Source organism: Kitasatospora sp. NPDC001547 (assembly GCF_042894165.1).
In the GTDB taxonomy this organism is placed as follows: Bacteria; Actinomycetota; Actinomycetes; order Streptomycetales; family Streptomycetaceae; genus Kitasatospora.
The window spans coordinates 122,856-148,944 of sequence record NZ_JBIAVL010000012.1; the positions used below are offsets into that span (position 1 = coordinate 122,856).

The following is a 26,089-nucleotide window of genomic DNA, read 5'->3' on the forward strand; positions in this document are numbered from 1 at the left end:
CGGGCCGGTGTGGCCTCGCTGGCCGCGGCCTCGTTGGCCGGGCTGCTGATGGCGACGCTGGGCGCGGCGCCCTCGCAGGCGTCGGCGGCGGTCGACAACGCGGCCTGCCGGCCGGACGGGCTGTACCAGACGGCCGGGGTGGACGTCCCGTACTGCTCCGTCTACGACACCGGCGGGCGCGAGAAGATGGGCGCGGACCACCAGCGCCGCATCATCGGCTACTTCACCGGCTGGCGCACCGGCAAGAACGGCGACGCGCCGTACCTGGTGAGCGACGTCCCCTGGGACAAGGTCACCCACCTCAACTACGCCTTCGGCCACGTCGGCGGCGACAACAAGCTCTCGGTCGGCACCGACGGTCCGACCAACGAGGCCACCGGGATCTCCTTCCCCGGCGTCCCCGGTGCCGAGTTGGACCCGAGCCTGCCGTACAAGGGCCACTTCAACCTGCTGACGAAGTACAAGAAGCAGTACCCGAACGTCAAGACCCTGATCTCGGTGGGCGGTTGGACCGAGACCGGCGGCTACTTCGGGGACGACGGCAAGCGCGTCAACTCCGGCGGCTTCTACTCGATGACCGTCAACGCGGACGGCAGCGTCAACCAGGCCGGCATCGACACCTTCGCCGCCTCCTCGGTCGACTTCATCCGCAAGTACGGCTTCAACGGCGTCGACATCGACTACGAGTACCCGACCTCGATGAAGGACGCCGGCAACCCGCTGGACTGGCAGCTCGCCAACGGCAAGCGCGGTTCGCTGGCCAAGGGCTACGCGGCGCTGATGAAGACCCTGCGCGAGAGCCTGGACAAGGCCGGCGCCGCCGACGGCAAGCACTACCTGCTGTCGGTCGCGGCCCCGTCCTCCGGCTACCTGCTGCGCGGCATGGAGACCTTCCAGGTGGCCAAGTACCTGGACTACGTCAACATCATGTCGTACGACCTGCACGGCGCCTGGAACAAGTACGTCGGCCCGAACGCCTCGCTGTTCGACGACGGAAAGGACGGCGAGCTGGCCGCCGCCAACGTCTACGGCACCGCGCAGTACGGCGGCATCGGCTACCTGAACGCCGACTGGTCGTACCACTACTTCCGCGGCTCGATGCCCGGCGGCCGGATCAACGTCGGCCTGCCGTACTACACCCGGGGCTTCAAGAACGTCCAGGGCGGCACCAACGGCCTCTGGGGCACCGCCCCGGCGACCACCTGTCCGGTGGGCTCCGGCCTGACGGCCTGCGGTGACGGCGCGGTCGGCATCGACAACATCTGGAACGACAAGGACGACGCGGGCAAGGAGTCCCCGGCCGGGTCGAACCCGATGTGGCACGCCAAGAACCTGGAGAAGGGCATCCTGCCCGACTACCTGGCCAAGTACGGCGTCTCCGACACCGCGCTGCAGGGCACCTACACCCGCAACTACAGCTCCGCCCTGGTGGCGCCGTGGCTGTGGAACGACACCAAGAAGGTGTTCCTCTCCACCGAGGACGAGCAGTCGGTGGGCGCCAAGGCGGACTACATCGTCAACCAGGGCGCCGGCGGCGCGATGATCTGGGAGCTCGCGGGCGACTACCGGTGGGACGCGACCGCCAACGGCGGCAAGGGCCAGTACGTGCCCGGCAACACGCTGACCACGCTGATGTACGACAAGTTCAAGTCGGCGAGCCCGTACGGCGCGATCCGCTCGACGACCACGCTGCCGCAGCAGACCCTGCCGGTCGACGTGTCGTTCACCAACTTCGCGCTGGGCGACTCGAACTACCCGATCAACCCGAAGCTGCACATCGTCAACAACTCGACGCTGACCCTGCCGGGCGGCACCGAGTTCCAGTTCGACTACGGCAACTCGGCCCCGGGCAACGCCAAGGACCAGTCCGGCTTCGGCCTCCAGGTCATCAAGCAGGACAACCCGGGCCCGGGCAACGTGGGCGGTCTGAAGGGCAACTACAACCGGGTGTCGGTGAAGCTGCCGGGCTGGCAGTCGCTGGCGCCGGGGGCCTCGATCGACATGGACTTCGTCTACTACCTGCCGGTGTCCACGCCGTCGAACTGGACGGTCAACGTGGGCGGCACGCTGTACGGGGTCAAGGGCGACCTGACCCGCGGTGCGGTGGACGGCGGCACGCCGACTCCGACCCCGACCCCGTCGCAGACGGCCACCCCGACGCCGACCCCCACGGGCACGGCCACGCCGACCTCGACCACGACGCCGACCGCGACCCCGACCTCGGGCGCCTGCACGGCGGCCCCGAGCTGGGACGCGGGCACCACCTACGCGACCCCCACCAAGGTCTCGTGGAAGGGCCACTACTACCAGAACAAGTGGTGGACCAAGGGCGACGACCCCGCGACCAGCGGTGCGTGGGGCGTCTGGAGCGACCTCGGGGCCTGCTGATCAGCTGATCGGCCCGGCCCGTCGAGGTGACGGACGGCGGTGGCGGTGCACCCGGTCGGGGGGTGTGCCGCCACCGCTTCTTCGCCTTCCCGGCACGCGGGCCCCGGCGGGCTCAGGGCGCCGAAGGGCTCAGGCCCCGACCTTGAGGTCGCGCAGCAGCTTGGCGACGTGGCCGGTGGCCCGCACGTTGTAGAAGGCGTGCTCGACCTTGCCCTGCTCGTCCACGACGATCGTGGAGCGGATCACGCCGAGGTAGGTGCGGCCGTAGTTCTGCTTCTCGCCGAAGGCGCCGTACGCCTCCAGCGCGGTCTTGTCCGGGTCGGACAGCAGGGTGACCTTGAGGTTCTCGGCCTCGCGGAACTTGCCGAGCTTCTCCGGCTTGTCCGGGGAGATGCCGATGACGTCGTAGCCGGCGTCCGCGAGGACCTCCAGGTTGTCGGTGAAGTCGCAGGCCTGCTTGGTGCAGCCGGGGGTCAGCGCGGCGGGGTAGAAGTAGACGATGACCTTGCGGCCGGCGTGGTCGGCGAGGGAGACCTGGTTGCCGTCGGCGTCGGACAGGCTGAAGGCGGGCGCGGTGTCGCCGGGCTGGAGGCGCTCAGTCACGGTCGTACTCTCCTGGAGGCTGGGACGGACGGTCGTACCACGGCAAACTTACCTCCGATGGTGGGTGGGGCCGCGCGACCGTGTGCGGCAGCTGACACACTGGGTCAGTCACACCGATCGCACGGATCGGCGGAACGACATCGGCGAGTGAATGGGGTGGCCCGAGTGGGCGAGGCGAGGACGCAGGACAAGTCGGCGCGGACGACCGCCCAGATCGAGGCGGACATCGAGCGGACGCGTGACCGGCTGGCGGGGACCCTCGACGAGCTGGCCGTCCGTGTCCACCCGAGCACCGTCTCCGCCCAGGTGAAGGCGAAGGCGGTGGCCGCGGTCGAGGAGAAGACCGCCCGGGCGTACGTGGCCGCCAGCGGCATGGTGGAGAAGGTCAAGGCGCAGTTCGTGGACGAGCAGGGGCAGCCGCGCCGCGAGCGGGTCGTGCCGGCCGCGCTGGTCGGCGTGGGCCTGGTGCTGCTGATCGCCTCGGCCCGCAAGCGCCGCAAGGGCTGAGCGCGACGGGACGGCGGGGCCGGGCGGCATCGGGCGCCCGGCCTTCCGCATGCCGGGGCAGCGTCACGCGCCGCGCCCGGGGGAGGTACCTTCGGGACCGTGAGTACCAACGACGAACCGATCCGTTCCGACGACGCGCAGGAGCCCGCCCGCCACGACCGGCTCGGCGAGAAGCTGCCGATCCGGATGCTGCACGACCGCGTGCTGGTGCGCACCGAGGGCAGTGAGGGCGAGCGCCGCTCGACCGGCGGCATCCTGATCCCGGCCACGGCGGAGCTGTCCAAGCGCTGCACCTGGGCGGAGGCCGTCGCGGTGGGCCAGAGCGTGCGCTCGGTGGAGCCCGGCGACCGGGTGCTGTACGACCCGGAGGACAAGCTGGAGGTCGAGGTCCGCGGCGCCACCTACGTGCTGCTGCGCGAGCGCGACCTGCACGCCGTCGCGGCGACCCGCTTCGGCGACACGGAGGGCTCGACCGGGCTCTACCTGTGACGGCCTGACACCTGCCCCCCACGGTGCCCCCGACCCGCGTCGGGGGCACCGTGCTTCCGCCGTGCGTTCCCGTCGGCCTTCCGCGGGCCTTCCGCCGCGCGTCCGCCGGCTTTCCGCCGGGGTGCCCGTCGTGGGCCGGAGGGGTTGTCGGTGGTGCGCGCTAGGGTCCCGGCATGAGTGTGCCGGTGATCGTTGATGCGGAGCGTCGGGCCCGGTTGGGGCGGCGGCAGTTGCTGGCGCCGTCGGTGCGGGCGGCGCGGGTGGAGGACGTGGCCGACGCGGTGGTCGGGCTGCACGCGACGGACGCGGCGACGGTGTACCTGTCGGCCTGTGCGCGGCTGGCGGAGCCCTCGGCCGCGGAGGTGGACCGGGCGCTGTACGAGGACGTCTCGCTGGTGAAGCTGCTGTCGATGCGGCGGACGATCTTCGCGGTGACGGAGGACTTCGCCCCGTACGTGAGCTCGGCGGCGGCGCGGGCGATCGCGGCGAAGGAGCGGGCGACGCTGCTGAAGCACCTGCGGGACCACGCCGAGGGCTGGGACGAGGCCCGGTTGGCGGAGACGGAGCGCGAGGTGCTGGCCGCGCTGGCCGGGCGCGGCCAGGCGACGACCGGGGAACTGGCCGAGGACGTGCCGCAGTTGCGCGAGACGATGCTGATGTCGGCGGGCAAGGCGTACGAGGCGCGGCAGAGCGTGGGCAGTCGGCTGTTGCGGCTGCTGGCCTCGGACGGGCACGTGCGCCGGTGCCGTCCGCGCGGTTCGTGGCTGAGCAGCAGCTACCCGTGGGCGCCGGTGCCGCAGTGGCCGGAGGTGCCGGTGCGGGAGGCGAAGGCCGAGGTGGTGCGGCGCTGGCTGGCGGCGTACGGGCCGGCGACGGTCGAGGACGTGAAGTGGTGGACGGGCTGGACGCTGGGGGACGTCCGCAGGGCGCTGGCGGACCTCGGGGTGCTGGACGTGGCGCTGGCCGGCGGGGTGCCCGCGGTGGTGCTGCCGGGGGACGAGGGGCCGGCGGCGGAGCCGGAGCCGTGGGCGGCGCTGCTGCCCGCGCTGGACCCGGCGGTGATGGGCTGGCGCGGGCGGGACTGGTACCTGCGGCCGGAGGACGTGCCGGCGCTGTTCGACCGGGCGGGCAACGCCGGGCCGACGGTGTGGTGGTGCGGCGAGGTGGTGGGCGGCTGGGCGCAGCGTGCCGACGGCGAGGTGGTGTGGCGGTTGTTCCGTGACGTCGGCGCGGAGGCGGAGCGGGCCGTGGCGGCGGAGGCGGAGCGGTTGGCGGGCTGGCTGGGGGACGTGCGGGTGACGCCGCGGTTCCGTACCTCGTTGGAGAAGGAGCTGAGGGGCTAGGAAGCAGCGGGTTCTAGGGCGCCGCGCCGGGCGGTGTCGCCAGGTTGGTGGCGGGGCCGCCGGTGGCGCTGGGCAGGGCGGTGGGCCCGGTGGGCTGCGACTGGGTGGGTCTGGGGGCCGGGGTGGGCTGTTCCGGGTCCGCCGTGGGCCTGGGGGCCTGCGGGCTGGGGGTGGTGCCGGTGGTGGCGGTGGGCCGGGGGGTGGTGGCGGGGGTGCCGGGGGCGTGGCCGGGGGGTGTGCCGGGGGCCGGGTCGGCGCTGGTGGGTCCGCCGCCGGTCGGGGTGGTGGTGGCGCTGGGGGTGGTCCCGGCGGTGGCGGTGGCCGTGGGCCAGGGGGTGGCGTCGGGGGTGCCGCGTCCGGTCCGGAGGTCGAAGTCCTGGGTGGGGGTGCCGTCGAGGGCGGCGGCCGTGTAGGCGGTCCAGATCCGGGTGGGGAAGGCGCCGCCGTTGATCCGGGTGAGCCCGGCGGTGCCGGCCAGCGGTTCCTTGGCGTGGGTCTTCGGGTTCTCGCGGAACAGGCCGACGGTGGTGGCGAGTTCGGGGGTGTAGCCGGCGAACCAGGCGGAGAGGTTGGAGTCGGTGGTGCCGGTCTTGCCGGCGGCCGGGCGGCCGAGGTCGAGGGCGGCGGCGCCGGTGCCGCGCGGGCTGATGACATCGCGCAGCACGTCGGTGACGGAGTCGGCGATCTCCCGGTCGAGTGCCTCGGTGGGGTTGTGTTCGGGCATCTTGGGGACGTCGACGGAGCCGCCGGGGTTGACGCGTTCGAGTTCGAGGACGGACCAGGGGGTGTGTGCCCGGCCGTGGTCGGCGAGGGCGGCGTAGGCGCCGGCCAGGTCGAGGGCGCTGGGGGTGGCGGTGCCGAGGGTCATCGAGGTGTTGGCCGGGTCCATGCCGCGGACGTCGTCGGGGATGCCCAGTCTGACGGCGGTCTCGCGGACGCGGGCGAGTCCGGCGTCCACGCCCTCCTGGGCGTAGACGGAGTTGACGGATTTCACCATGGCGTAGCGCAGGGTGATGTCGCCGTAGTCGATGTCGTCCTCGTTGGGCGGGGCGTACGGGGTGGGGCCGCCGGTGACGGGGCGTTCGCTGGTGCCGTCGTAGCGGGATTCGGTGGTGATCGGGCGGCCGTCGGGGGCGTGTTGGGCGACGAGGCCGGCGGCGAGGTCGATCGGTTTGAAGGTGGAGCCGATCTGGTTGTCCTGGCGCAGGGCGTCGTTGTAGGGCTGTTTGGCGTAGTCGGGGCCGCCGTAGACGGCGACGACCCGGCCGGTGGCGGGTTCGACGGAGGCGCCGGCGACCCGGACGTCGGTGTCGGTGTCGGGGCGGGCCCTGGGGTCGAGTTCGCCGGTGAGCTGTTCCTGGACGGCCTTGACGAAGGCGTCCTGCCGGGGTTTGTCGAAGGTGGTGGTGATGCGCCAGCCGCCGGCCTTGAGGGTGGCGGCGTCGAGGGTGCCGGAGGAGACGAGGTAGTCGTCGGCGACGCCGACCAGGTAGCCGGCCTGGCCGGCGAGGCCGGTGGCGGGCTGGGGGTCGACGGGTTCGGGGAAGGCGGTGGCGGCGCGGTCGGCGGGGGTGACGAAGCCGAGTTGGACCATGCCGTCGAGGGCGTAGTTCCAGCGGGCGACGGCCTTCTCACGGTTGGCGGGGGTGGCGGTCCTGACGTCGTAGCGGCTGGGGGCCTGGAGCAGGGAGGCGAGGTAGGCGCCCTGGCCGAGGGTGAGCCGGGAGACGTCGACGCCGTAGTAGGCGTGGGCGGCGCTCTGGATGCCGTAGGCGCCGCGGCCGAAGTAGCTGCTGTTGAGGTAGCCGGCGAGGATCTCGCGCTTGTCGCGCTGCTGGTCGACCTTGAGGGCGATGAGCAGTTCGCGGCCCTTGCGCTCGATGGTGCGGTCCTGGGTGAGGTAGTAGTTCTTGACGTACTGCTGGGTGATGGTGGAGCCGCCCTGCATGCCCTTGCCGGTCAGGGTGTTCCAGCCGGCCCGGAGCATGCCCTTCAGGTCGATGCCGCGGTTCTGGTAGAAGGTGCGGTCCTCGGCGGAGACGACGGCCTGCTGGGTCTGGAGCGGGATCTGGTCGATGGTGACGTCGGTGCGGTTGACGGCGCCGGTGCGGGCGATCTCGGTGGTGCCGTCGGCGTAGAGGTAGATGTTGTTCTGGGCGACGGCGTGGGCGTTGGGGTCGGGCACCGGGACGATGACGTAGAGCACGGCGAAGCCGCCGACGGCGAGCAGGAGCAGTGCGGTGAGGGTGCCGAGGGTGACCCGCCAGGTGGGCAGGAGCCGGCGCCAGAGCGGGAGGGCGCGACGGGCCTCGCGGCGGGCGGCCCGTTTGGCCTGGCGGCGGGTGCTCAAGGTCATGCCGGGATTATCTGCTATTTGACGCCGGATCAGGCTGGAAAAACCGGGTGCGAGTGGTGTGGGCCGGAGGTACGGTGAAAGGTGAAAACCGCATAGCGCACCCACTTCAGCAGCTCCGCCCGCCAGGCCCGGCACCCCCCGGGTACGGCCGGTCGGGGCCGCTGGGGCGTGCGCGCCGGGTGCCCGCGGGCATCCGTCTGCCCGCATTTGTCGACAAGGAGACAATATGCTGAACACCGTCCCCGCCGGAGCGCGTCCCCCTGAACCCCCGGCGGCCCAGGCCGCCTCCCCCGGGCGCCACGCCCTCCTCCGGTTCCACGCCTCCCTCGGGCTCTACGCCGCCGTCGCCCGCGGCGCCTTCCGCCGCCACTCGACCTACCGGGCCGCCACCCTCGCCGGTGTCTTCACCAACACCGTCTTCGGCTGCATCCTCGCCTACACCTTCGTCGCGCTCTGGCAGGCCCGCCCCGGCCTCGGCGGCTACGACGTGAGCCAGGCCGTCACCTTCATCTGGGTCTGCCAGGGCCTGATGCCCACCACCGCGATCTTCGGCGGCGGATTCGAGGACGACCTCCAGACGCGGTTCCGCAACGGGGACATCGCCGTCGACCTGTACCGGCCGGTGGACTTCCTGGGCTGGTGGCTGGCGAGCGACCTCGGCCGAGCCGGCTACCACCTGCTGGTCCGCGGCGGTGCGCCGCTGCTGATCGGCTCGCTGCTCTTCCACTTCAGGCTGCCCGAGCGGCCGCTGACCTGGCTGGTCTTCCTGCTCTCCGCGCTGCTCGCCGAGCTGGTCAGCTTCGGGCTGCGGTTCCTGGTCGCGCTCACCGGCTTCTGGCTGCACGACTCCGAGGGGGTGCGCTCGGTGACGCTGGTGGTGACGATGTTCCTCTCCGGCATGCTGCTGCCGCTCACGCTCTTCCCCGGCGGGCTCGCCGACCTCGCCCGGGTGCTCCCGTGGGCGACGCTGGCGCAGGTGCCCGCCGACCTGTTCCTGGAGCACACGACCGGCTCCGCCGTGCTCGGGCCGCTCGGCCTCCAACTCGGCTGGGCCGCCGTGCTGCTGGCCGCCGGGCGCGGCGTGCAGGCGCTCGCGACCCGCAAGGTGGTGGTCCAGGGTGGCTGAGACCGGCTCCGACGCCCCTGCCGCGGGCTTCGACGCCGGCTTCGACCTCCCGGCCGACCGGCTCCTCGCCCGTACCCGCTGGGCCGTGCGCTCCTGGTGGCTGTGCGCCGCCATGTGGACCCGCTCGATCATGTCCTACCGGGCCTCGTTCGCGATGATGCTCACCGCCAACGCGGTGATCACCTTCCTCGACTTCGCCGTGATCATCCTGATGTTCCGGCACACCGCCACGCTCGGTGGCTGGACCCTGCCCGAACTCGGCTTCCTCTACGGCACCTCCGGCTTCGCGCTCGGCATGGCCAACCTGCTGGTCGGCAGCAGCGACGCGCTCGGCGAGCGGATCCGGACCGGCACCCTGGACGTGATGCTGATCCGGCCCGCGCCGGCCCTCGCCCAGGTCTGCGCCGAGCGCTTCTCGCTGCGCCGGATCGGCCGTCCGGTCCAGTCGGGGGCGGTGCTGGCCTGGTCGCTCGCCGTCCTGGACGTGGCCTGGACCTGGGACCGGGTGCTGCTGGTGGCCGTCCTGCTGCTCAGCGGCACGACCATCTTCTGCGCGGTCTGGATCGGCTTCGCCTGCCTGCAGTTCTGGTGGGGCGAGGCCGAGGAGCTCCAGAACTCCTTCACCTACGGCGGCGGCGTCATGCTGCAGTACCCGCCGACCGTCTTCGCCAAGGAACTGGTCGCCGGGGTGGTCTTCGGCGTCCCGCTGGCCTTCGTCAACTGGCTGCCCGCCCTGTACGTCCTCGGCCGGCCCGACCCGCTCGGCCTGCCCACCGCCTTCCAGTTCGCCTCCCCGGCCGTCGCCGCGCTCTGCGTCCTCGCCGCCGGGCTCGCCTGGCGGGCCGGGCTGCGCGCCTACCGCGGCACCGGCAGCTGAACCCCACCCCTGAAGGAGCGTCCATGGCACTGATCGAACTCCACGACGTCCGCCGCAGTTTCACCGTACGGACCCGCACCGGCCGGTTCGGCCGGACCAGGCGCGAGGTCCGGGCGGTGGACGGGCTCGACTTCACCGTCGAGGCCGGCGAGTGCGTCGGCTACATCGGGCCCAACGGGGCCGGCAAGTCCACCACCGTCAAGATGCTCACCGGCATCCTGGTCCCCAGCTCCGGGCGGCTGCGGGTGGCCGGCGTCGACCCGGCCCGCGAACGCGTCGCGCTGGCCCGCCGGATCGGCGTCGTCTTCGGCCAGCGCACCACCCTCTGGTGGGACCTGCCGCTGCGCGACTCCTTCGAACTCGCCCGCCGGATCTACCGCGTCCCCGACGCCCGGTTCCGCGAGAACCTCGACCGCTGCGTCGAACTGCTCGACCTCGGTGGCCTGCTGGACACCCCGGTGCGCCAGCTCTCGCTCGGCCAGCGGATGCGCGGCGACCTCGCGGCGGCGCTGCTGCACGACCCCCGGGTGCTCTACCTGGACGAGCCGACCATCGGCCTGGACGTGGTCAGCAAGGGCCGGGTGCGCGAGTTCCTGCGCGAGGTCAACCGGGACCGGGGCACCACCGTGCTGCTCACCACCCACGACCTGACCGACATCGAGCAGCTCTGCGGCCGGGTGATGGTGATCGACCACGGCCGGGTGGTGTACGACGGCGGGCTGGAGGGCCTGCACGCCACCGGCCGCAGCGAGCGGACGCTGGTGGTGGACCTCGCACAGGAGCTCGCGCACCCGGTCGAGGTGCCCGGGGCGCGGGTCACCAGGGTCGAGGGGCCGCGCCAGTGGCTGGCCTTCCCGGCCCAGGAGAGCGCCGCGCCGATCGTGGCGGCGGTCGCCGCGCGCTACCCGCTGGTGGACCTGTCGGTGCGCGAGCCGGCCATCGAGGACGTGATCGCCCGGATGTACGCGGAGGCCGCGATCGGCTGACGGGACGGCCGGGGCTCGCCTCCGGACTCCCGGCCACCGCGCGTACGTGCGGTGGCCGGGAGTATGTTCCGTTCCCGTCGCCCGTGCGGATGATCATCGTGACCCCGGACCCCCGGCACGAGTTGACCCGGCAACACTCGCCGATGCCGGAACCGGAGGCCCTCCGTCCGATGGCCGTTCCCGACGTGACCGCGGTGGTCGCGGTCCACGACACCGCGCCGTACCTCACCGCCTGCCTGGACTCACTGGTCGGGCAGTCCCTGGCGCCGGGGCGGCTGGAGGTGGTGGCCGTGGACGACGGCTCCGCGGACGGCGGCGGGGAGCTGCTGGACGGGTACGCCGCCCGCCACCCCGGGCTGTTCACGGTGGTGCGCCGGCCCCGCTCGGGCGGCCCGGCGGGCCCCGCCAACCGCGGCCTGGAGCTGGCCCGCGGCCGCTACGTGCTGTTCCTCGATGCCGACGACCGGCTCGGCGAGGAGGCACTGGAGCGGCTGGTCGCGGCCGCCGACGCCTGGGGCTCGGACGTCGTGGTGCCCAAGCAGGCTGGGGTGGACGGGCGGCCGGTGCCGCCGGGGGCCTTCCACACCGACGCCGCGTCCGTGGGCTTCGCCGACTCCGCGCTGGCCTGGGCGCTGGGCGGCACCAAGCTGTTCCGGCGCGACCTCCTGCGGCACCACGGGCTGCGCCGTGACGAGCGGTTGAAGGCCTTCTCGGAGCAACTGTTCACCCTGGAGGCGTGCCTGCGGGCGGCCCGGGTGTCCGTCCTCGCCTCCTACGACTGCTGCTTCCCGGGGCCGCGCGGGGCCGGGGGCGACGCCACCGGGCGGGCCGGGGTGCTGGACCGGCTGCGCGGGATCGCCGCGCTCCAGCAGGTGGGCGCCGACCTGGCCGGGCCGGGCGCGGAGCTGGACGCCATCCGGGTGCGCGGCTTCGGCCGGGACGTGCCGCGGCTGCTGCAGGACGGCTTCCTGCTGCTGGCCGCGGACGTCCAGGAGCGGGTGTGCGTCGAGGTCACCCGGCTGGTCGAGCGGTTCGGCGCCCGCGAGGTGTACCACCGGCTGCCGGTCGCCGACCGGGTGCGGCTCGAACTCGCCTGCACCGTACGGCCCCAGGCGCTGCGCAGCCAGATCCGCTTCGAGGCGGCGCACGGCGATCCGCCGGTGGTGGCGGACGGGCGGCGGCGGTACGCGGGCTACCCGGCGTTCCGGGACGACCGGCTCTGCCTGCCGGACGAGCTGTTTCTGCTGCGGGAGGAAGCGGTCGAGGGGCCGGCCGAGAAGTCGGTCAACGGGTCGGTCAACGGGTCGGCCGAGGAGTGGGTCGGGGCGGCGGTCGGGGAGGACGCCCCGCCGCTCGACCTCGCGCGCCGGCTGTGGCGCGGGCTCGTCCCGGCGCAGGTGCGGCGCGGGCTGCGGCGCCACCCGGCGTGGCGCCGGCCGGCCGACTCGGTGAACGGAGGACGGGGATGAGCCAGGACGTCTGCGTGGTCGGGCTGGGCCGGCTGGGCCTGCCGCTGGCGGTGCAGTTCGCGCTGAAGGGCCACCGGGTGACCGGCGCGGACATCGCGCCCGGCGTGGTGGACGGCGTCAACCGGGGCGTGCCGCCGTTCCCCCGGGAGGCGGGCCTGGACCAGGCGCTCAAGCGGGTCGTCGCCGAGGGCCGGCTGCGGGCCACCACCGACACCACGGCCGCGGCGGCCGGGGCCGAGGTCGTGGTGCTGGTCGTCCCGCTGGTCACCGCCGCCGACGGCACCCCGGACTTCGCCCCGCTCGACGCGGCCACCGACGCCGTCGCGGCCGGGCTGCGCCGGGGCGCCCTGGTCAGCTACGAGACCACCCTGCCCGTCGGCACCACCCGGGAGCGCTGGGCGCCCCGGCTGGCGGCCGGGTCGGGGCTCGCGGCCGGGACGGACTTCGCGCTGGTGTTCAGCCCGGAACGGGTCCGCATCGGACGGGTCCTCGCCGACCTGCGGCGCTACCCCAAGCTGGTCGGCGGCCTGGACGCGTCCTCCACCCGGCGCGGCGGCGAGTTCTACCGGGCGGTGCTGGACTTCGACCCGCGCCCGGACCTGCCCCGGCCCAACGGCGTCTGGGAGCTGGCCTCGGTGGAGGCGGCCGAGTTCAGCAAGCTCGCGGAGACCACGTACCGGGACGTCAACATCGCGCTGGCCAACCAGTTCGCCCGGTACGCGGACGAGGTCGGGGTGGACTTCGCGGAGGTCGTCGACGCCTGCAACTCCCAGCCGTACAGCCACCTGCACCGGCCGGGCATCGCGGTCGGCGGGCGCTGCATCCCGGTCTACCCGCGGCTGTACCTGTGGAACGACCCGGGCGCGACGGTGGTCCGGGCGGCGCGCGAGGCCAACCTGGCGGTGCCGGAGTACGCGGTGGGCATGCTCGCGGGGGCGGTGCCGGGCGGGATCGCCGGGCAGGGCGTGCTGGTGCTCGGCGCCTCCTACCGGGGCGGGGTCAAGGAGACGGCGTACTCCGGGGTGTTCCCGCTGGTCGAGGCGGTGCGCTCGGCGGGCGCGCGGCCGTACGTCGCCGATCCGCTGTACGAGGCGGAGGAGTTGGCGGCGCTGGGGCTGCCGCCGTACGTCGGGGAGCCGGTGGTGGCGGCGGTGCTGCAGGCGGACCACCCGGAGTACCGGGACCTGACGCCGGTGGACCTGCCGGGGGTGCGGGTGCTGCTGGACGGGCGGCGGTGCACGGACCCGAAGCGCTGGGCGGGCACGGACGTGCGGCGGATGGTGCTGGGCGGGGGGTGAGTCCCCGTCCGGTGCCGGGCCTGAACCCCCGTCGGTCCGGTGCGCGGTGCCTGCCCGGGGCGCGTGATCGCGAGGCGCGCCCCCGTCCGCGCCGGGCACCGGGCAGACTGGCGGGGTGAGTGACGATGCCTTCAGCGGGACCGGCCCCGGAGTCCGGTTCACCGCGGCCGACGAGGAGAAGAGACGCGGCGTCCGCCGGATGAAGACCATCGCGACCGGCCTGCTGGCCTTCGCGACCCTGGTCTTCGCCCTGGCCACCTGGGCAGAGGCGGCCGGCGCCGGACCCTGGGCGGGGTACGTGGCGGCCGCCGCCGAAGCGGGCATGGTCGGCGCGCTGGCCGACTGGTTCGCGGTGACCGCGCTGTTCCGCAGGCCGTTCGGCCTGCCGATCCCGCACACCGCGATCATCCCGACCAAGAAGGACGCCTTCGGCCGTTCGCTCGGCGACTTCGTCGGCGAGAACTTCCTCTCCGGGCACGTGGTGCGCGGCCGCCTGGCGGCGCTCGGCATCGGCCGCCGGCTGGGGGAGTGGCTGGCCGCGCCGGGCAGCGCCGAGCGGGTCACCAAGGAGGCCTCGGCGGCGCTGCGCGGCCTGCTCGCGGTGCTCCGCGACGACGACGTGCGGGCGGTGGTCGCCGAGGCGGTGACCAGGCGGGCCGCCGCCACCTCGGTGGCCGAGCCGATGGGCCGGATGCTCGGCAAGGTGGTCGCCGACGGCGGGCACCACGGAGTGGTGGACCTGGTCGCGGTCCGGGCGCACGGCTGGCTGACCGCCAACCACGAGGAGGTGGTCCAGAAGGTCACCCAGAAGACTCCGGGCTGGACGCCCCGGTTCATCGACCACCAGGTCGGCGAGCGGGTCTACAAGGAGCTGCTGCGCTTCGTCACCGACATCCGGGACGACCCCGACCACCCGGCCCGCGGCGCGGTCGACAAGTTCCTCGCCGACTTCGCGACCGAGCTGCAGACCGACCCGGAGACCATCGCCAGGGTCGAGCGGGCCAAGGGCGAGCTGCTGACCCGCCCCGAGGTGCAGGACCTGATCAACTCCACCTGGGCGGCCGTGCGCACCCTGGTGATGGGCGCCGCCGAGGACGAGGACAGCGAACTGCGCCGGCGCATCCGCGACGGAGTGCGCCGCTTCGGCGAGCGCCTGGCCACCGACCCCAAGCTCCAGGCCAAGGCGGACGGCTGGCTCCAGGACGCCGCCCAGTACCTGGTCGACACCTACCGCACCGAGATCACCTCGCTGATCTCCGAGACGGTGGCGGGCTGGGACGCCGACGACGCCTCCCGCAAGATCGAGGCCAACGTCGGCCGCGACCTCCAGTTCATCCGGATCAACGGCACCGTGGTCGGCGCCCTGGCCGGGCTGCTGATCCACACCGTGGCGGTCGCGCTCGGGGGGTGATCGCCCGGCGGCGGTCGCGATCGGGATGATCACCCGTTGGCGGTTCCGGGCACGGCCTATCCTTGGCGGCACTGTCGTCGGTGCGCGTGACGCGTGACGTCGCGCGTGAAGAAACGTGAAGAAGGAAGAAGGGAACGACCGTGGTCCAGCCGGACGGAAGTCGGATCGGGAACCCCACAGAGCGGAGCATCGAGGCGTTCATCGCCGGGATGCCCAAGGCGGAGCTGCACGTCCACCACGTCGGCTCGGCCTCGCCGCGCGTCGTCGCCGAGCTGGCCGCGCGCCACGCCGGCAACTCCAAGGTGCCGACCGACCCGGCGGCGCTCGCCGAGTACTTCACCTTCACCGACTTCGCGCACTTCGTCGAGGTCTACCTGAGCGTCGTGGACCTGGTCCGGGACGCCGAGGACGTCCGCGCGCTCACCTACGGCGTGGCCGAGGACATGGCCCGGCAGAACATCCGGTACGCCGAGCTGACCATCACCCCGTACTCCTCGGTCCGCCGGGGCATCCCCGAGGTCGCCTTCATGGAGGCGATCGAGGACGCCCGGCTGCGCGCCGAGAAGGAACTCGGCGTGGTGCTGCGCTGGTGCTTCGACATCCCGGGCGAGGCGGGGCTGGAGTCGGCCGAGGTGACCGCCCGGCTGGCCACCGAGCGGGCCCCCGAGGGCCTGGTCAGCTTCGGCCTGGGCGGCCCGGAGATCGGCGTGCCGCGCCCCCAGTTCAAGCCGTACTTCGACCGGGCCCGGGCGGCCGGCCTGCGCAGCGTCCCGCACGCGGGCGAGACCACCGGGCCGGAGACGGTCTGGGACGCGATCCGGGTGCTCGGCGCCGAGCGCATCGGGCACGGCACCCAGGCGGTGAAGGACCCCGCGCTGATCGACCACCTGGGCGAGCACCGGATCCCGCTGGAGGTCTGCCCGACCTCCAACATCGCGACCCGGGCCGTGGAGCGGATCGAGGACCACCCGATCAAGCGGATGGTGGACGCCGGGCTGCTGGTGACGGTCAACAGCGACGACCCGCCGATGTTCGGCACCGACCTCAACACCGAGTACGCGGTGGCGGCGCGGCTGCTGGACCTGGACGAGGCCGGGGTGGCGGGGCTGGCCCGCAACGCCGTCGAGGCCTCCTTCCTGGACCGGGCGGGCAAGACCCGGCTGGCCGGGGAGATCGACGCCTACCTGGCGGGCTGGCTGCAGCCGTAGCCCCCGGCTCCCCGCGTTGCACCACGGTGCACCGCGTTCCCCTGCGTTCCCTCGCGTTTCCCCTGGTGAACCGCCCCGTCGACCCCGGTCGGCGGGGCGGTTCCGTTGTCGGCGCCAGGGCCGTTCGGGTGATGGTGCCAAAGTGGTGCCACTAATGACTCGACATGGCGCCACGGCTGTGCCAAGCTATCGGACATGGACCTCACGCCGTATGTGGAAAACCTCCGGAACGAGCTCGCGGTGGCCGCCGCCACCGGCGGGGACGAAGCCCGCGCGCTGGCCGAGCGGCTGACGCTCCCGCTGGAGTCGGCCGTGCGGCTCACCCTGCTCAACGCGCTCTCGGCCGCCATGGGCGAAGTCACCCGTGACCTCGCCCCCGGCTCGGTGGACGTGCGTCTGCGTGGCCTCGACCCGGAGTTCGTGGTGACGGCGCCGCCCGGGTCGGACGCCTTCCACGGCGATCTGCCGCCGGTGGTGCCGCCGGTGGCACCGGTGGTGCCACCCGTCGTGCCGGTGGCGCCGCCGGTGGTGCCCTCGGGGGCGGCGGAGCCGGACGAGACGGGCACCGCCCGGATCAACCTCCGCCTGCCCGCCCACCTGAAGGCCCGGGCGGAGGAGGCCGCCGCCGAGGCCGGCCTCTCGCTCAACGCCTGGCTGGTCCGGGCCCTGGCCGGCGCGCTGGAAGGCGGCGAGCCGGCCCGCCGTCCGGTGGTCGACCCGCCCGGCCGGGTCGCTCGCAGCGTCGGCGGCCAGGGCTTCACCGGCTGGGTCCACTAGTACCTCCGTAGTACCAGGAACGTCTGCACCACCTTCTGCACCTTCGACGTCACCCCCGCTCCCACCAGCGGGAACACCCACACGAGTCAAGAGGACGGGACAACCATGCCTACGTACGAGATCGACGGTCCGATTTCCGCCATCCTCGAGTTCGACATCGGCTCGGTCTGGATCAAGGCGGGCAAGCGCACCGACGCCGTGGTCGAGGTCCGGCCGGCCAACCCGGCCAAGGAGGCGGACGTCAAGGCCGCCGAGCAGACCCAGGTCGACTTCTCCGGCGGCCGGCTCGGGATCAAGGCCCCCAAGCAGCGCTCCGTGTTCACCAGCAAGAAGGGCGGGATCGAGATCCTGGTCGAGCTGCCGGCCGGCTCCGACGTCCACAGTGAGTCGCCGATGGCCGAGTTCGTCACCGAGGGGCCGCTCGGCGACTGCCGCCTGAAGACCTCGCTCGGCCGGATCCAGGTCGAGAGCGCCGAGAACGCCCGGCTGGACAGCGGCTTCGGGGACGTCCGGCTCGGGGCGACGACCGGGGACGCCGAGGTGTCCGGCGCCGGCCGGATCGAGATCGGCTCCGTCGGGGGCCGGCTGACGGTCAAGAACAGCATCGGCGACACCGAGATCGACGAGGTGCACGGCGAGCTGCACGCCAACGCCTCCAACGGCCGCATCCACATCGGCGTGGCCGAGGGGAACGTGGACGCCAAGTCGGCGCACGGCCACATCCGGGTCGGCCGGGTGGTCCGCGGCCAGGTCACCCTGCAGACCAGCCTGGGGGACGTGGAGGTCGGCATCGCGGAGGGCACCGCGGCCTGGCTGGACGTGCACAGCAAGGTCGGCGGCGTCCGCAACGACCTCGGCCCCACCCAGGGCCCGGGCGACGCGATGGAGACGGTCGAGGTCCGCGGCCGCACCCAGGTCGGCAACGTCGTCGTCCGGAGGGCCTGATGGCGGCCGTCTCGGCAGTCCCGGTGAGGCCGGTGGTCCCGGCCGGCCCGGCGATCTCGGCCGTCGGGCTCACCAAGTCCTACGGGGACAAGGCGGTCCTGAAGGGCGTCGACCTGGAGATCCCGGCGGGCAGCGTGTTCGCGCTGCTCGGGCCCAACGGCGCGGGCAAGACCACCACCGTGGAGATCCTCTCCACCCTGATCCCCGCCGACGGCGGCTCGGCCCGGGTGGCCGGGCACGACGTGGAGCACGGGGCCGACGGGGTGCGCCGGGCGATCGGGGTGACGGGCCAGTTCTCGGCGGTGGACAACCTGCTCACCGCCGAGGAGAACCTCATGCTGATGGCCGACCTCAACCACCTCCGCCGTCGGGAGGGGCGGAGGCGGACGGAGGACCTGCTGCGGCGCTTCGACCTCACCGAGGCCTCCCGCAAACCCGTCGCCACCTTCTCCGGCGGCATGCGGCGCAAGCTCGACCTGGCGATGACCCTGGTCGGGGACCCGAAGGTGATCTTCCTGGACGAGCCGACCACCGGGCTCGACCCGCGCAGCCGGCGCACCATGTGGGAGATCATCCGGGGCCTGGTCGCCGACCACGGGGTGACGATCTTCCTCACCACCCAGTACCTGGACGAGGCCGACCAACTCGCCGACCGGATAGCCGTCCTGGACGGCGGCCGGATCGTCGCCGAGGGCACGGCCGAGGAGCTGAAGCGGCTCGCCCCCGGCGGGCGGATCCGGCTCCAGTTCGCGGACGCCGCCCGACTGACCGCCGCGGCCGCGCTGTTCGAGTACGCCAGGGCCGACGCCGAGGCGCTGCGGCTGGAGATCCCGGGGGACAACTCCGTCCTCACCGTGAAGGCCGTGCTGGACGCGCTCGACAACGCGTCCGTACCGGCCGAGTCGCTGGTCGTGGAGACGGCCGACCTGGACGACGTGTTCCTGCAGCTCACCGGGGAGGGTGTGCGATGAGTACGGCCACGGGGACGGCCGGCTACGTGCTCAGCGACTCGCTGACCATGCTGCGCCGCAACCTCAAGCACGCGCTGCGGTACCCGTCCCTGACCTTCGCGGTCGTGGTGATGCCGGTCATGATGCTGCTGCTCTTCAACTACGCCTACGGCAGCACGCTGGGCGCCGGCATCGGCGGCGGCGACTACATCGACTACGTGACGCCCGGCATCGTGCTGATGGCGGCCACCTCCGGGTCGCTGGTCACCGCGATCGGCATCTGCACCGACATGACCGAGGGCATCGTCAACCGCTTCCGCACGATGGCCATATCGCGGTCCGCCTTCCTGGCGGGGCACGTCGTCGGCAGCGTCATCCAGACCATGATCGGGCTGGTGCTGGTGATCGGCGCGGCCCTGGCGATGGGCTTCCGGCCGAACGCCGGGCCGGTGGAGTGGCTGGCCGCGACGGGCCTGCTGCTCTTCCTCACCGTCGCCCTGACCTGGATATCGGCGGGCATCGGCCTGGTGGCCAAGACGGTCGAGAGCGCCAGCAACATGCCGATGCCGCTGCAGTTCCTGCCCTTCATCGGCAGTGCCATCGTGCCGACCGACTCCATGCCGACGGCACTGCGCTGGTTCGCCGAGTACCAGCCCTTCACGCCCATGATCGAGACCCTGCGCGGGCTGCTGCTCGGCACCGGGGTCGGCACCAGCGGCTGGAGCGCCCTGGCCTGGTGCACCGTGCTGACGCTGATCGGCTTCTTCTGGTCGAGGAGCGTCTTCTACCGGCGGTGACGGGGGTACGGCCGGTAGCCGGAGCGGCCCGGACGACGGAGCGCCCGTCGTCCGGGCCGTCAGGTGTCCCCGTAGTAAAGTCCCGGCAAAGGACGACTCCGGGGGGAGCAAATGACAGGCACGCGCCGCACGCAGGTCGTGTGGTGGCTCAGAGGCGCGGCGCTGGTGGCCTTCCTGGTGTACCTGCCGGGCTACTTCTCCTCCCGTCAGGGCGGGTTGGTCGAGGTCGAGCGCTGGCTGAACCACCCCGTGCTGCTGCTCGGGACGGCGGTCGCGCTGGCCATGGCCTCGGCGGTGGCCCAGTTCGAGTTCCGCACCCGATGGGCGCAGATCGGCTGCGCGGCCGTCCTGTCACCGCTCCTCGTCGTCGGCGCGGCGGTCGGGGCCCTGGCGTACTTCTTCGGGGGCGACGGCCGACTGGTCGACCGCAAGCCCGCCCCGGACCGCTCCGACCACGTGCTGAGCATCACCGACATCGCCTTCTCGATCGACCCGGTCTACCGGGTGGAGCTGGTGTCCGGCACCGGCTGGTCGGCCCGCCACTGGAGCCTCGGCACCTGGGGCGAGGAGGAGGGCTTCCTCCGGGCCGACTGGTCCGGCCCGGGCGAGATCACGGTGACGCTGGAGCACGAGACCAGGGTCTTCACCGTCGCCAAGGGCGGGACGCTGGGCGAGCCTTCGGTGACGCCCAGGCCCCGACGGTCCCTGTAGTAGGGTCCGCGCCGAAGATCGGTCGAGCAACGCCGGGGGGCGGGGATGACAGCGGCACGCCGCAGACGGATCGCATGGGGGCTCAGAGGGGTGGCGGCCGCGGCGCTGCTGGCGTACGCGGCGGGTCGGCACGCGTCCCGGTCGGGCGGGCTGGTGGTGGTCGAGCGCTGGCTGAACCATTCGGTCCTGCTGGTCGGGTCGGCGGTCCTGCTGATCGTGGTCTCGCTGGTCATCGAGTTGGAGTTCCGCACCTGGCTGTCGCAGGTCGGCTGTGCCGTCGGCCTGGTGGCGCTGATCTTCGGCGGGGTGCCGATCGCGTTCCTGGCCATCGTCCTGAGCCGTGACGGCTGGACCGAGCGGACGGCCGCCCCGGGCCACCCTGACCGGGTACTCACCGTCACCGACATCGCGTTCTCGATCGACCCGGTCTACCGGGTGGAGCTGGTGTCCGGCACCGGATGGTCCGCCCGCCACTGGAGCATGGGTATCTGGGACACCGAGCGGACCGACTTCGTCCGCGTCGACTGGTCCGGGCCGGACCGGATCACGATCACCAGGGACGCGAAGGTCACGGTCTTCGACGTCCGCCCGGACGGGAGCCTGAGCGCTCCTCGGGAAGCACCCCGACCCCAAGGCCCGTTCATGCCTCGTTGAGGCTTCGCCGGGGCCGGCCCTCCTCGCGTTGCCGGGGGGAGGGCCCGGCCGCCGGCCCCGGCGGTAAGGCGTCACCAGCGGTCGATGCCCATGGTGGCGGCCGCGCTGTGGACGGCGTTGTAGTGCGGGATCGACATGTCGGACTTCTTCTGGTTGACCGGCAGGTTGCGGTCGGCGGCGCGGAACTCGTCGCGGGCCTCCGCGAGCAGGCTGGTGCCGTGGGAGACCGGGACGTCCTTGGTGCCGTGCGCCGGGTGCGACTTGGCGGCCGTCTTGCTGCCGGCGTTGATCAGGGTGCCGCGCGCCTGGTTGTAGTCGGCGACCTTGATCGTCTTCGGGTTGCGGACTTCCGCCTGGGCCTCGGCCGTCGACGGTGCCTGCTCGGCGGCCACGGCGGCGGGAGCGGCGGTGAGCGCACCCGTCACGAGGACGGTCGCGAGGGCGTTCCGAAGGGTCCTGTGCATGAGGGTGTCCTTCCGATGGGAAGTCGTCGGGGATTCGCCCCCGTCCGTGAGCACCGGAACAGTCGGGATGCGAACGTCTCGGCCCTACCCGGGGCTCCGGTGTCGGAAAACCGGCTTCCGCTCGGGAAGTTCGCCGACGATGAGATCAGGCCTTTTCACGATTTTTCTTCCATAGCACTGATGGAGTGACGAGATGGAGACCGATCAGCCCGGTCCCGGCGACATCGAGCGGTGGTTCGAGGCCGTCGCGGACGGCCGGGCGAGCCGGGACGAGGCCGACCGCTGGGCGGCGCGGTGGTTCCTCGACGACGACCTGCGGTGGGACGAGGTGTCGCTGTGGGCCCTGGATCTGCTGCACGGCATCGATCTGCGGGCCGGCCCCGGCGGCCCGTACCTGCACGACGAGGAGCAGGTGCGGGAGTGGCTCGCCGAGTTGAGGCGCCGTCGCGGCGTCCACGAGTCCGGTGGCGGCCCGACTCGGCTCGGCGGGTGAGGTGCCCGGCGGGGCGAGGGGGCGGCGGGGCGGGGCTGCGCCGTCGGGTGCGGGTCAGGCTTGCTGGTCCAGCGCGGCGAGCAGCCGGCCCGCGCGTCCGTTCGCCACGGCGAAGGCGAGGTGGTCGTGGTAGTCGCGGGTCTCGACGATCAGGCCGTCCCGGACGCGCAGGACCTGGATGTTGGGGGTGCGGAAGGTGCGGCCGGTGGCGGGGTGCAGGGCCTCGTAGTCGAACTCGGCGATCACCACCTCGGGGTCGTCGGTCCCGTGGACGTGAATGTTCTCCGCGCGCAGCCGGATGGCGTCGGCGGCCGCCAGGGCGGCGAAGCGCTGACGGAGTTCGTCCCGGCCCTGGATGCGGCGCGGGGGAGTGGGCGAGAAGACGATCTCCACCACGGCGTCCTCGGCGTAGAGGGCGGGGAGTTCACTCCACCTGCCCGCCGAGATGAGGTCCAACAGCCGCGCGTGAACCTCGCGGGGCGTGGCTGGTGCGGACATGGCTGACCTCCGGGATCTCGCCGCCTACAATCGGATAGGCGACTCCGTTTCCGACGATACGGATACGCCACTCCGTTTGTCCAGGGATGGTGAGGTCCTCATGACGTCCGATCAGACTCCGTCCAGTGGCGACGCGAAGCCCCTGCGCGCCGACGCGAGGCGCAACCGTGCGCGACTGCTGGAGGTCGCCGAGGCGGTCTTCACCGAGCGGGGCACCGGCGCGTCCACGGAGGAGATCGCCCGCGAGGCGAAGGTCGGCATCGCCACCGTGTTCCGGCACTTCCCGACGAAGGAAGCGCTGCTGGAGGCGGTGCTCGTCCGGCGGCTGGAGCGGCTGGGGGAGGAGGGGCGGCGCCTGGCGGAGGAGGCCGGGCCGGGGGATGCCCTCTTCGCCTTCTTCGACCTGGTGCTGGACCAGTCGCCGGCCAAGAACGCCTTCGCCGCGGCCCTCGCGGATGCCGGGGTCGACGTCAGGGCGGCGACGTCGGAGGCCGGTCGCGCCCTGCGCGAGGTGCTCACCGCACTGCTCGACGACGCCCAGCGGGCCGGCGCGGCGCGGCGGGACCTGGAGGTGCCGGAGCTGACGGCGATCCTGGTCGGCACCTGCCGCATGCTGGAGCACCTGGATGGCCACCCGGAGGCCGCCGGACGCGCCCGCGCGGTCGTCCGCGACGGCCTGAAGGCGGGGGCGGGGGCGTGAGTGGAGTGGAAAGTCGGACTCCCCGACTTTCCACTCCCGGTGAGGACGCGCTGGGGGCGGGGAACGCGGAAGGGTCCGGCATCCTGGTGGATGCCGGACCCTTCCGACTGTGGAGCGCCAGGCCCGGGTTGCACGGACTCTTCCTACTGAAAGTAGGACGTGCTCTGGTAGCACCGCTGACGCCTGACGAGGAATCATCTCCCTCGCGACATCAGGAATATTAGCAGCTCAGCGCCGGTGCGACGAATCGGGGCCGTGGAGCGCTCTCGTCATGAAGGTGCTGTTCGGGTCGGGTCGGTAGTCCGCGAAGGGTTCGCAGGGGACGAACCCGAACTTTTCGTACAGCTTCCTGGCCGGCAGGAAGAAGTCGGTCGAGCCGGTCTCCAGGCTCAGCCTGGTGAAGCCCATGCGGGTGGCCTCGGTGATGATGTGCTCCAGCAGCAGGGAGGCGACGCCGCTCCGCTTGCGCAGGGGCGCGGTGCGCATCGACTTGAGTTCGGCGTGGTGGGCGTCCAGGCGCTTGATCGCGCCGCAGCCGACCAGGACGCCGCCGTCCCGCACCGACCAGAACGTGATCCCGGGCCCGCGGAGGGCGTCGAGATCGAGGGCGTGGGTGCTCTCCGGCGGGGAGGTGGCCCGCATCTGCCGGACGTGGTCGGCGAGGAAGTCGGCGATCTCGGGACCGGAGAGGTCGTCCGCCGCGATCTGCATGGTTGCTCCTGTCCCGAGCCGTGAACGCGGAAGGGTCCGGCACCCTGGTGGATGCCGGACCCTTCCGACTGTGGAGCGCCAGGCCCGGGTTGCACGGACTCTTCCTACTGAAAGTAGGACGTGCTCTGGTAGCACCGCTGACGCCTGACGAGGGATCGTCTCCCTCGCGACGTCAGGAATATTAGCAGTTCAGCGCGCGTGCTTCGAATCGCGGCCCGGGGGTCACGAACGCGGAAGGGTCCGGCACCCTGGTGGATGCCGGACCCTTCCGACTGTGGAGCGCCAGGCCCGGGTTGCACGGACTCTTCCTACTGAAAGTAGGACGTGCTCTGGTAGCACCGCTGACGCCTGACGAGAGATCATCTCTCTCGCGACGTCAGGAACAGTAGCAGGTCAGAGCCCGTGTGCCGAATCGGTGGAGTCAGGCGTCGAACTCGCCGGCGCGGATGGCAGAGACGAGGTCGCGCCACTCGCTGACATCAAGTTGGGCGATGGCGTCCGGCCGAAGGCTGCTGCGGACATAGACGGCATCGGGGCCTATGGCAACCTCAGGACAATTGTTGCCATCGCCGCAGGCACGGGGCCTGTGCCAAGCGAGTTCTTCCATAAGGGCCTCACAGGCTATTCATGATGCTGGAGATCGCGTCGCGGGAGGCCGATGGATTGAGCGCACGGTCACGCATCGCCCCGAGGATGCTCCGGTAGTTCTCCGGCTGGTTCATCTCGGTCAGAAACGCTGGCGATCCTACGGAGTCCAGTTGCACCGTATCGAGGCGAGGTACGGGCCCACTCGCGTACAGCACGGCTTGACCCGCTCCCTTGAAACCGCCGGCCTTGAACTCAAGCAGTCGCAAGGTCACGTTGGGAGCCTCGGAGAGTGCAAGCAAGTGCTTCAGCTGTGATCTGGCGACAGCTGTTCCTCCGAACTCCATGCGAAGCGCGGCCTCGTGCACGATCGCTTCGTAGTTGAGGGGGTCACTTCGCGTTAGCAACTCGGCTCGGCGCATCCGGTTCTCGACTCGTGCTTCGATGTTCAGTGGCCGCAGCGGAGGGTAGACCTCGCGAAAGATCGCCCGCGCTGTCTCCTCGGTCTGCATGAGCCCAGGCGTGTGACAGATCTGGTAGGTCACCAGTGCGCTGGCGTAGTGCTCGACCTCGGAAATCTCAAGGATCCCGGCAGGGACCAAGCCTCTGTGCTCCTCCCACCACCCCTTGACGCGGTCGGCGGCCATCGCGGCGACGGCGTCGACGTACTCGGAGTCGGCTTCCTCGTACTCGGCGGCGAGCGCGAGGACCCGCTCGGCGCTGATCGGGTAGGTGCCCTGCTCGATCAGCGTGACCTTGCTGCGGTCCAGCCCAAGGACGGAAGCAGCATCTCCGGCCGTGCGTCCGGCGGCCTCTCGCATCTTCCGCAGCTCGATGCCGACGCGCTTCCGACGGGCGGTTGGGGTAGGTGGCATCTGCCCAGCATCCACCGCGCGTGCGGGATGAGTCCAGCGAGCAGATAGGCACAACTTCCTGAGCACGCTAGCAAATTTGCTATCCGATGCTCTACAGTCTGTGATGCACCGATCACCGAGCGGAGCGTCAGTAACGCTGCTCGGGCACCGAAGAACACCCATGTCCAGTGGGTTCGTTCACGGCGACGCATCCGCCGGTCTCACCCTTCCCCTCCGGGAGACGCTGTGCGTGACCTCAACTCCCCCTCCCTCACCCTCTCCCGCGACGCCCTGCGCGACGGGATGACCAGTGCCGGTTGGCCGCCCTCCCTCATCGCGGACGCCGAACTCGCCATGGTCGAGCTCATCGTCAACGCCTGGCGCCACGGCGAGACGGCCTCGCCCGTCATCCTGATCCACCACCGCGCCAACACCCTGCGCGTCGCGGTCTCCGACCGCAGTCCGCTCCCCCCGGAGGTGGGCCCCCTCGCCCTCCTCTCCGAGACCGGTCGGGGCCTCCAGCTCGTCGCCGGCCTCACCCACCGCTGGGGTGTCGACCCCCAACACCTCGGCAAGACCGTCTGGTTCGAGCTGGACGGTGTCGCGTGAGCGCCCACCACCCCATCCATCCCGCCGACCCGGCCCTGCTCCACCTGACCTCGCGCCAGGTCGCCGAGCTGATCGTCGAACTCCGCACCGGGGGCCGCGAGTTCGGCCTCCTCTGGCCGTCCGCGATCCCCGGTGACATCAACCTCCGGGGTCATCGCCTGGTCGACGTCGGCAACATCCCGGCCAGCACCCTGATCAACCTCCTCGCGCTCATCCGCGAGTTCAGGCGTAGCCGGGACGTGTGCCACTGCCGCTTCGAGGGTCCTTAGGGATGCTCCGC

The 26,089-nt window shown here is 72.2% G+C and carries 28 protein-coding genes; 21 read left to right on the forward strand and 7 right to left on the reverse strand.

What is annotated here, in order from left to right:
- Window positions 1-48: 48 nt before the first annotated feature.
- Complete coding sequence (locus ACFY0X_RS22400; protein ID WP_387757058.1) at window positions 49-2,388, forward strand: chitinase C-terminal domain-containing protein; 2,340 nt, start codon at window positions 49-51, stop codon at window positions 2,386-2,388.
- Window positions 2,389-2,517: 129 nt separating this feature from the next.
- Here ACFY0X_RS22400 and bcp read toward each other — a convergent pair whose 3' ends face one another.
- Entirely contained in the window at window positions 2,518-2,991 is a 474-nt protein-coding gene (bcp, locus tag ACFY0X_RS22405; RefSeq protein ID WP_387756924.1) for a thioredoxin-dependent thiol peroxidase, read from the reverse strand.
- A 165-nt stretch (window positions 2,992-3,156) separates the two neighbouring features.
- On the opposite strand from bcp, the gene ACFY0X_RS22410 reads away from it, so the two are divergent.
- The 3 genes from ACFY0X_RS22410 to ACFY0X_RS22420 all read left to right on the forward strand — a co-directional run bounded on the left by ACFY0X_RS22410 (window position 3,157) and on the right by ACFY0X_RS22420 (window position 5,330).
- Entirely contained in the window at window positions 3,157-3,498 is a 342-nt protein-coding gene (locus tag ACFY0X_RS22410) for a DUF3618 domain-containing protein (protein ID WP_387756925.1), read from the forward strand.
- Between the two features lie 186 nt (window positions 3,499-3,684).
- A complete protein-coding gene (locus ACFY0X_RS22415; protein WP_196952357.1) occupies window positions 3,685-3,987 on the forward strand; it encodes a co-chaperone GroES in 303 nt (100 codons plus the stop codon).
- Window positions 3,988-4,160: 173 nt separating this feature from the next.
- Complete coding sequence (locus ACFY0X_RS22420) at window positions 4,161-5,330, forward strand: winged helix DNA-binding domain-containing protein (RefSeq protein ID WP_387756926.1); 1,170 nt, start codon at window positions 4,161-4,163, stop codon at window positions 5,328-5,330.
- Between the two features lie 13 nt (window positions 5,331-5,343).
- On the opposite strand, the gene ACFY0X_RS22425 is transcribed toward ACFY0X_RS22420, so the two are convergent.
- Window positions 5,344-7,686: a transglycosylase domain-containing protein gene (locus tag ACFY0X_RS22425; RefSeq protein ID WP_387756927.1), complete on the reverse strand. Its 2,343-nt coding sequence runs from the start codon at window positions 7,684-7,686 to the stop codon at window positions 5,344-5,346.
- 226 nt (window positions 7,687-7,912) lie between these two features.
- On the opposite strand from ACFY0X_RS22425, the gene ACFY0X_RS22430 reads away from it, so the two are divergent.
- The 13 genes from ACFY0X_RS22430 to ACFY0X_RS22490 all read left to right on the forward strand — a co-directional run bounded on the left by ACFY0X_RS22430 (window position 7,913) and on the right by ACFY0X_RS22490 (window position 20,895).
- Complete coding sequence (locus tag ACFY0X_RS22430) at window positions 7,913-8,812, forward strand: ABC transporter permease (RefSeq protein ID WP_387756928.1); 900 nt, start codon at window positions 7,913-7,915, stop codon at window positions 8,810-8,812.
- Entirely contained in the window at window positions 8,805-9,689 is an 885-nt protein-coding gene (locus tag ACFY0X_RS22435; RefSeq protein WP_387756929.1) for an ABC transporter permease, read from the forward strand. The genes ACFY0X_RS22430 and ACFY0X_RS22435 overlap by 8 nt, the downstream gene beginning before the upstream one ends.
- A 23-nt stretch (window positions 9,690-9,712) precedes the next feature.
- The gene (locus ACFY0X_RS22440) at window positions 9,713-10,675 is read left to right on the forward strand and encodes an ATP-binding cassette domain-containing protein (RefSeq protein ID WP_387756930.1); all 963 of its coding nucleotides are present in this window, start codon (window positions 9,713-9,715) and stop codon (window positions 10,673-10,675) included.
- 170 nt (window positions 10,676-10,845) lie between these two features.
- A complete protein-coding gene (locus ACFY0X_RS22445) occupies window positions 10,846-12,144 on the forward strand; it encodes a glycosyltransferase family 2 protein (RefSeq protein WP_387756931.1) in 1,299 nt (432 codons plus the stop codon).
- Window positions 12,141-13,442 carry a nucleotide sugar dehydrogenase gene (locus ACFY0X_RS22450; RefSeq protein ID WP_387756932.1) on the forward strand — a complete coding sequence of 434 codons (1,302 nt, stop codon included), beginning with the start codon at window positions 12,141-12,143 and terminating at the stop codon, window positions 13,440-13,442. The genes ACFY0X_RS22445 and ACFY0X_RS22450 overlap by 4 nt, the downstream gene beginning before the upstream one ends.
- 115 nt (window positions 13,443-13,557) lie before the next feature.
- Window positions 13,558-14,853 carry a DUF445 domain-containing protein gene (locus ACFY0X_RS22455; RefSeq protein WP_387756933.1) on the forward strand — a complete coding sequence of 432 codons (1,296 nt, stop codon included), beginning with the start codon at window positions 13,558-13,560 and terminating at the stop codon, window positions 14,851-14,853.
- A 140-nt stretch (window positions 14,854-14,993) separates the two neighbouring features.
- Window positions 14,994-16,061: an adenosine deaminase gene (locus ACFY0X_RS22460; RefSeq protein ID WP_387756934.1), complete on the forward strand. Its 1,068-nt coding sequence runs from the start codon at window positions 14,994-14,996 to the stop codon at window positions 16,059-16,061.
- A gap of 195 nt (window positions 16,062-16,256) precedes the next feature.
- Window positions 16,257-16,838 carry a toxin-antitoxin system HicB family antitoxin gene (locus tag ACFY0X_RS22465; RefSeq protein WP_387756935.1) on the forward strand — a complete coding sequence of 194 codons (582 nt, stop codon included), beginning with the start codon at window positions 16,257-16,259 and terminating at the stop codon, window positions 16,836-16,838.
- 105 nt (window positions 16,839-16,943) lie between these two features.
- A complete protein-coding gene (locus tag ACFY0X_RS22470; RefSeq protein ID WP_387756936.1) occupies window positions 16,944-17,783 on the forward strand; it encodes a DUF4097 domain-containing protein in 840 nt (279 codons plus the stop codon).
- Window positions 17,783-18,754: an ATP-binding cassette domain-containing protein gene (locus ACFY0X_RS22475; protein ID WP_387756937.1), complete on the forward strand. Its 972-nt coding sequence runs from the start codon at window positions 17,783-17,785 to the stop codon at window positions 18,752-18,754. The genes ACFY0X_RS22470 and ACFY0X_RS22475 overlap by 1 nt, the downstream gene beginning before the upstream one ends.
- A complete protein-coding gene (locus tag ACFY0X_RS22480) occupies window positions 18,751-19,530 on the forward strand; it encodes an ABC transporter permease (RefSeq protein WP_387756938.1) in 780 nt (259 codons plus the stop codon). The genes ACFY0X_RS22475 and ACFY0X_RS22480 overlap by 4 nt, the downstream gene beginning before the upstream one ends.
- Window positions 19,531-19,641: 111 nt before the next feature.
- Window positions 19,642-20,241: a hypothetical protein gene (locus ACFY0X_RS22485; RefSeq protein WP_387756939.1), complete on the forward strand. Its 600-nt coding sequence runs from the start codon at window positions 19,642-19,644 to the stop codon at window positions 20,239-20,241.
- A 90-nt stretch (window positions 20,242-20,331) separates the two neighbouring features.
- Window positions 20,332-20,895: a hypothetical protein gene (locus tag ACFY0X_RS22490; RefSeq protein WP_387756940.1), complete on the forward strand. Its 564-nt coding sequence runs from the start codon at window positions 20,332-20,334 to the stop codon at window positions 20,893-20,895.
- Between the two features lie 71 nt (window positions 20,896-20,966).
- On the opposite strand, the gene ACFY0X_RS22495 is transcribed toward ACFY0X_RS22490, so the two are convergent.
- Window positions 20,967-21,359: a hypothetical protein gene (locus tag ACFY0X_RS22495; RefSeq protein ID WP_387756941.1), complete on the reverse strand. Its 393-nt coding sequence runs from the start codon at window positions 21,357-21,359 to the stop codon at window positions 20,967-20,969.
- Window positions 21,360-21,552: 193 nt separating this feature from the next.
- Here ACFY0X_RS22495 and ACFY0X_RS22500 point away from each other — a divergent pair, with 193 nt between their 5' ends.
- Window positions 21,553-21,852 carry a hypothetical protein gene (locus ACFY0X_RS22500; RefSeq protein WP_387756942.1) on the forward strand — a complete coding sequence of 100 codons (300 nt, stop codon included), beginning with the start codon at window positions 21,553-21,555 and terminating at the stop codon, window positions 21,850-21,852.
- Between the two features lie 54 nt (window positions 21,853-21,906).
- On the opposite strand, the gene ACFY0X_RS22505 is transcribed toward ACFY0X_RS22500, so the two are convergent.
- Complete coding sequence (locus ACFY0X_RS22505) at window positions 21,907-22,350, reverse strand: nuclear transport factor 2 family protein (RefSeq protein ID WP_387756943.1); 444 nt, start codon at window positions 22,348-22,350, stop codon at window positions 21,907-21,909.
- Between the two features lie 100 nt (window positions 22,351-22,450).
- On the opposite strand from ACFY0X_RS22505, the gene ACFY0X_RS22510 reads away from it, so the two are divergent.
- Window positions 22,451-23,050 (forward strand): TetR/AcrR family transcriptional regulator, encoded by a 600-nt coding sequence (locus ACFY0X_RS22510; RefSeq protein WP_387756944.1) that lies wholly within the window; start codon window positions 22,451-22,453, stop codon window positions 23,048-23,050.
- 228 nt (window positions 23,051-23,278) lie between these two features.
- Here the strand turns inward: ACFY0X_RS22510 and ACFY0X_RS22515 are convergent, their stop codons facing one another.
- The 3 genes from ACFY0X_RS22515 to ACFY0X_RS22525 form a co-directional block, all read right to left on the reverse strand.
- Window positions 23,279-23,761: a GNAT family N-acetyltransferase gene (locus ACFY0X_RS22515; protein ID WP_387756945.1), complete on the reverse strand. Its 483-nt coding sequence runs from the start codon at window positions 23,759-23,761 to the stop codon at window positions 23,279-23,281.
- A gap of 421 nt (window positions 23,762-24,182) precedes the next feature.
- On the reverse strand, window positions 24,183-24,368 hold the full coding sequence (locus ACFY0X_RS22520; RefSeq protein ID WP_387756946.1) for a DUF397 domain-containing protein: 186 nt from the start codon (window positions 24,366-24,368) through the stop codon (window positions 24,183-24,185).
- Between the two features lie 7 nt (window positions 24,369-24,375).
- Complete coding sequence (locus ACFY0X_RS22525; protein ID WP_387756947.1) at window positions 24,376-25,221, reverse strand: helix-turn-helix domain-containing protein; 846 nt, start codon at window positions 25,219-25,221, stop codon at window positions 24,376-24,378.
- A 225-nt stretch (window positions 25,222-25,446) separates the two neighbouring features.
- Here ACFY0X_RS22525 and ACFY0X_RS22530 point away from each other — a divergent pair, with 225 nt between their 5' ends.
- Window positions 25,447-25,809, forward strand: a complete 363-nt coding sequence (locus tag ACFY0X_RS22530; protein ID WP_387756948.1) for an ATP-binding protein — start codon at window positions 25,447-25,449, stop codon at window positions 25,807-25,809.
- Window positions 25,806-26,078 (forward strand): hypothetical protein, encoded by a 273-nt coding sequence (locus ACFY0X_RS22535; RefSeq protein ID WP_387756949.1) that lies wholly within the window; start codon window positions 25,806-25,808, stop codon window positions 26,076-26,078. Before ACFY0X_RS22530 ends, ACFY0X_RS22535 begins: the two co-directional genes overlap by 4 nt.
- The last annotated feature ends 11 nt before the right edge of the window (window positions 26,079-26,089 follow it).

What these genes read in the sequence shown, in the direction of transcription:
- ACFY0X_RS22400 (WP_387757058.1), top strand. Translation starts at nt 49, where the DNA reads ATGGCGACGCTGGGCGCGGCGCCCTCGCAGGCGTCGGCGGCGGTCGAC.
- ACFY0X_RS22415 (WP_196952357.1), top strand. Translation starts at nt 3,685, where the DNA reads ATGCTGCACGACCGCGTGCTGGTGCGCACCGAGGGCAGTGAGGGCGAG.
- ACFY0X_RS22420 (WP_387756926.1), top strand. Translation starts at nt 4,161, where the DNA reads ATGAGTGTGCCGGTGATCGTTGATGCGGAGCGTCGGGCCCGGTTGGGG.
- ACFY0X_RS22425 (WP_387756927.1), bottom strand. Translation starts at nt 7,686, where the DNA reads ATGACCTTGAGCACCCGCCGCCAGGCCAAACGGGCCGCCCGCCGCGAG.
- ACFY0X_RS22430 (WP_387756928.1), top strand. Translation starts at nt 7,913, where the DNA reads ATGCTGAACACCGTCCCCGCCGGAGCGCGTCCCCCTGAACCCCCGGCG.
- ACFY0X_RS22440 (WP_387756930.1), top strand. Translation starts at nt 9,713, where the DNA reads ATGGCACTGATCGAACTCCACGACGTCCGCCGCAGTTTCACCGTACGG.
- ACFY0X_RS22445 (WP_387756931.1), top strand. Translation starts at nt 10,846, where the DNA reads ATGGCCGTTCCCGACGTGACCGCGGTGGTCGCGGTCCACGACACCGCG.
- ACFY0X_RS22450 (WP_387756932.1), top strand. Translation starts at nt 12,141, where the DNA reads ATGAGCCAGGACGTCTGCGTGGTCGGGCTGGGCCGGCTGGGCCTGCCG.
- ACFY0X_RS22465 (WP_387756935.1), top strand. Translation starts at nt 16,257, where the DNA reads ATGGACCTCACGCCGTATGTGGAAAACCTCCGGAACGAGCTCGCGGTG.
- ACFY0X_RS22470 (WP_387756936.1), top strand. Translation starts at nt 16,944, where the DNA reads ATGCCTACGTACGAGATCGACGGTCCGATTTCCGCCATCCTCGAGTTC.
- ACFY0X_RS22475 (WP_387756937.1), top strand. Translation starts at nt 17,783, where the DNA reads ATGGCGGCCGTCTCGGCAGTCCCGGTGAGGCCGGTGGTCCCGGCCGGC.
- ACFY0X_RS22480 (WP_387756938.1), top strand. Translation starts at nt 18,751, where the DNA reads ATGAGTACGGCCACGGGGACGGCCGGCTACGTGCTCAGCGACTCGCTG.
- ACFY0X_RS22485 (WP_387756939.1), top strand. Translation starts at nt 19,642, where the DNA reads ATGACAGGCACGCGCCGCACGCAGGTCGTGTGGTGGCTCAGAGGCGCG.
- ACFY0X_RS22495 (WP_387756941.1), bottom strand. Translation starts at nt 21,359, where the DNA reads ATGCACAGGACCCTTCGGAACGCCCTCGCGACCGTCCTCGTGACGGGT.
- ACFY0X_RS22500 (WP_387756942.1), top strand. Translation starts at nt 21,553, where the DNA reads ATGGAGACCGATCAGCCCGGTCCCGGCGACATCGAGCGGTGGTTCGAG.
- ACFY0X_RS22505 (WP_387756943.1), bottom strand. Translation starts at nt 22,350, where the DNA reads ATGTCCGCACCAGCCACGCCCCGCGAGGTTCACGCGCGGCTGTTGGAC.
- ACFY0X_RS22510 (WP_387756944.1), top strand. Translation starts at nt 22,451, where the DNA reads ATGACGTCCGATCAGACTCCGTCCAGTGGCGACGCGAAGCCCCTGCGC.
- ACFY0X_RS22515 (WP_387756945.1), bottom strand. Translation starts at nt 23,761, where the DNA reads ATGCAGATCGCGGCGGACGACCTCTCCGGTCCCGAGATCGCCGACTTC.
- ACFY0X_RS22520 (WP_387756946.1), bottom strand. Translation starts at nt 24,368, where the DNA reads ATGGAAGAACTCGCTTGGCACAGGCCCCGTGCCTGCGGCGATGGCAAC.
- ACFY0X_RS22525 (WP_387756947.1), bottom strand. Translation starts at nt 25,221, where the DNA reads ATGCCACCTACCCCAACCGCCCGTCGGAAGCGCGTCGGCATCGAGCTG.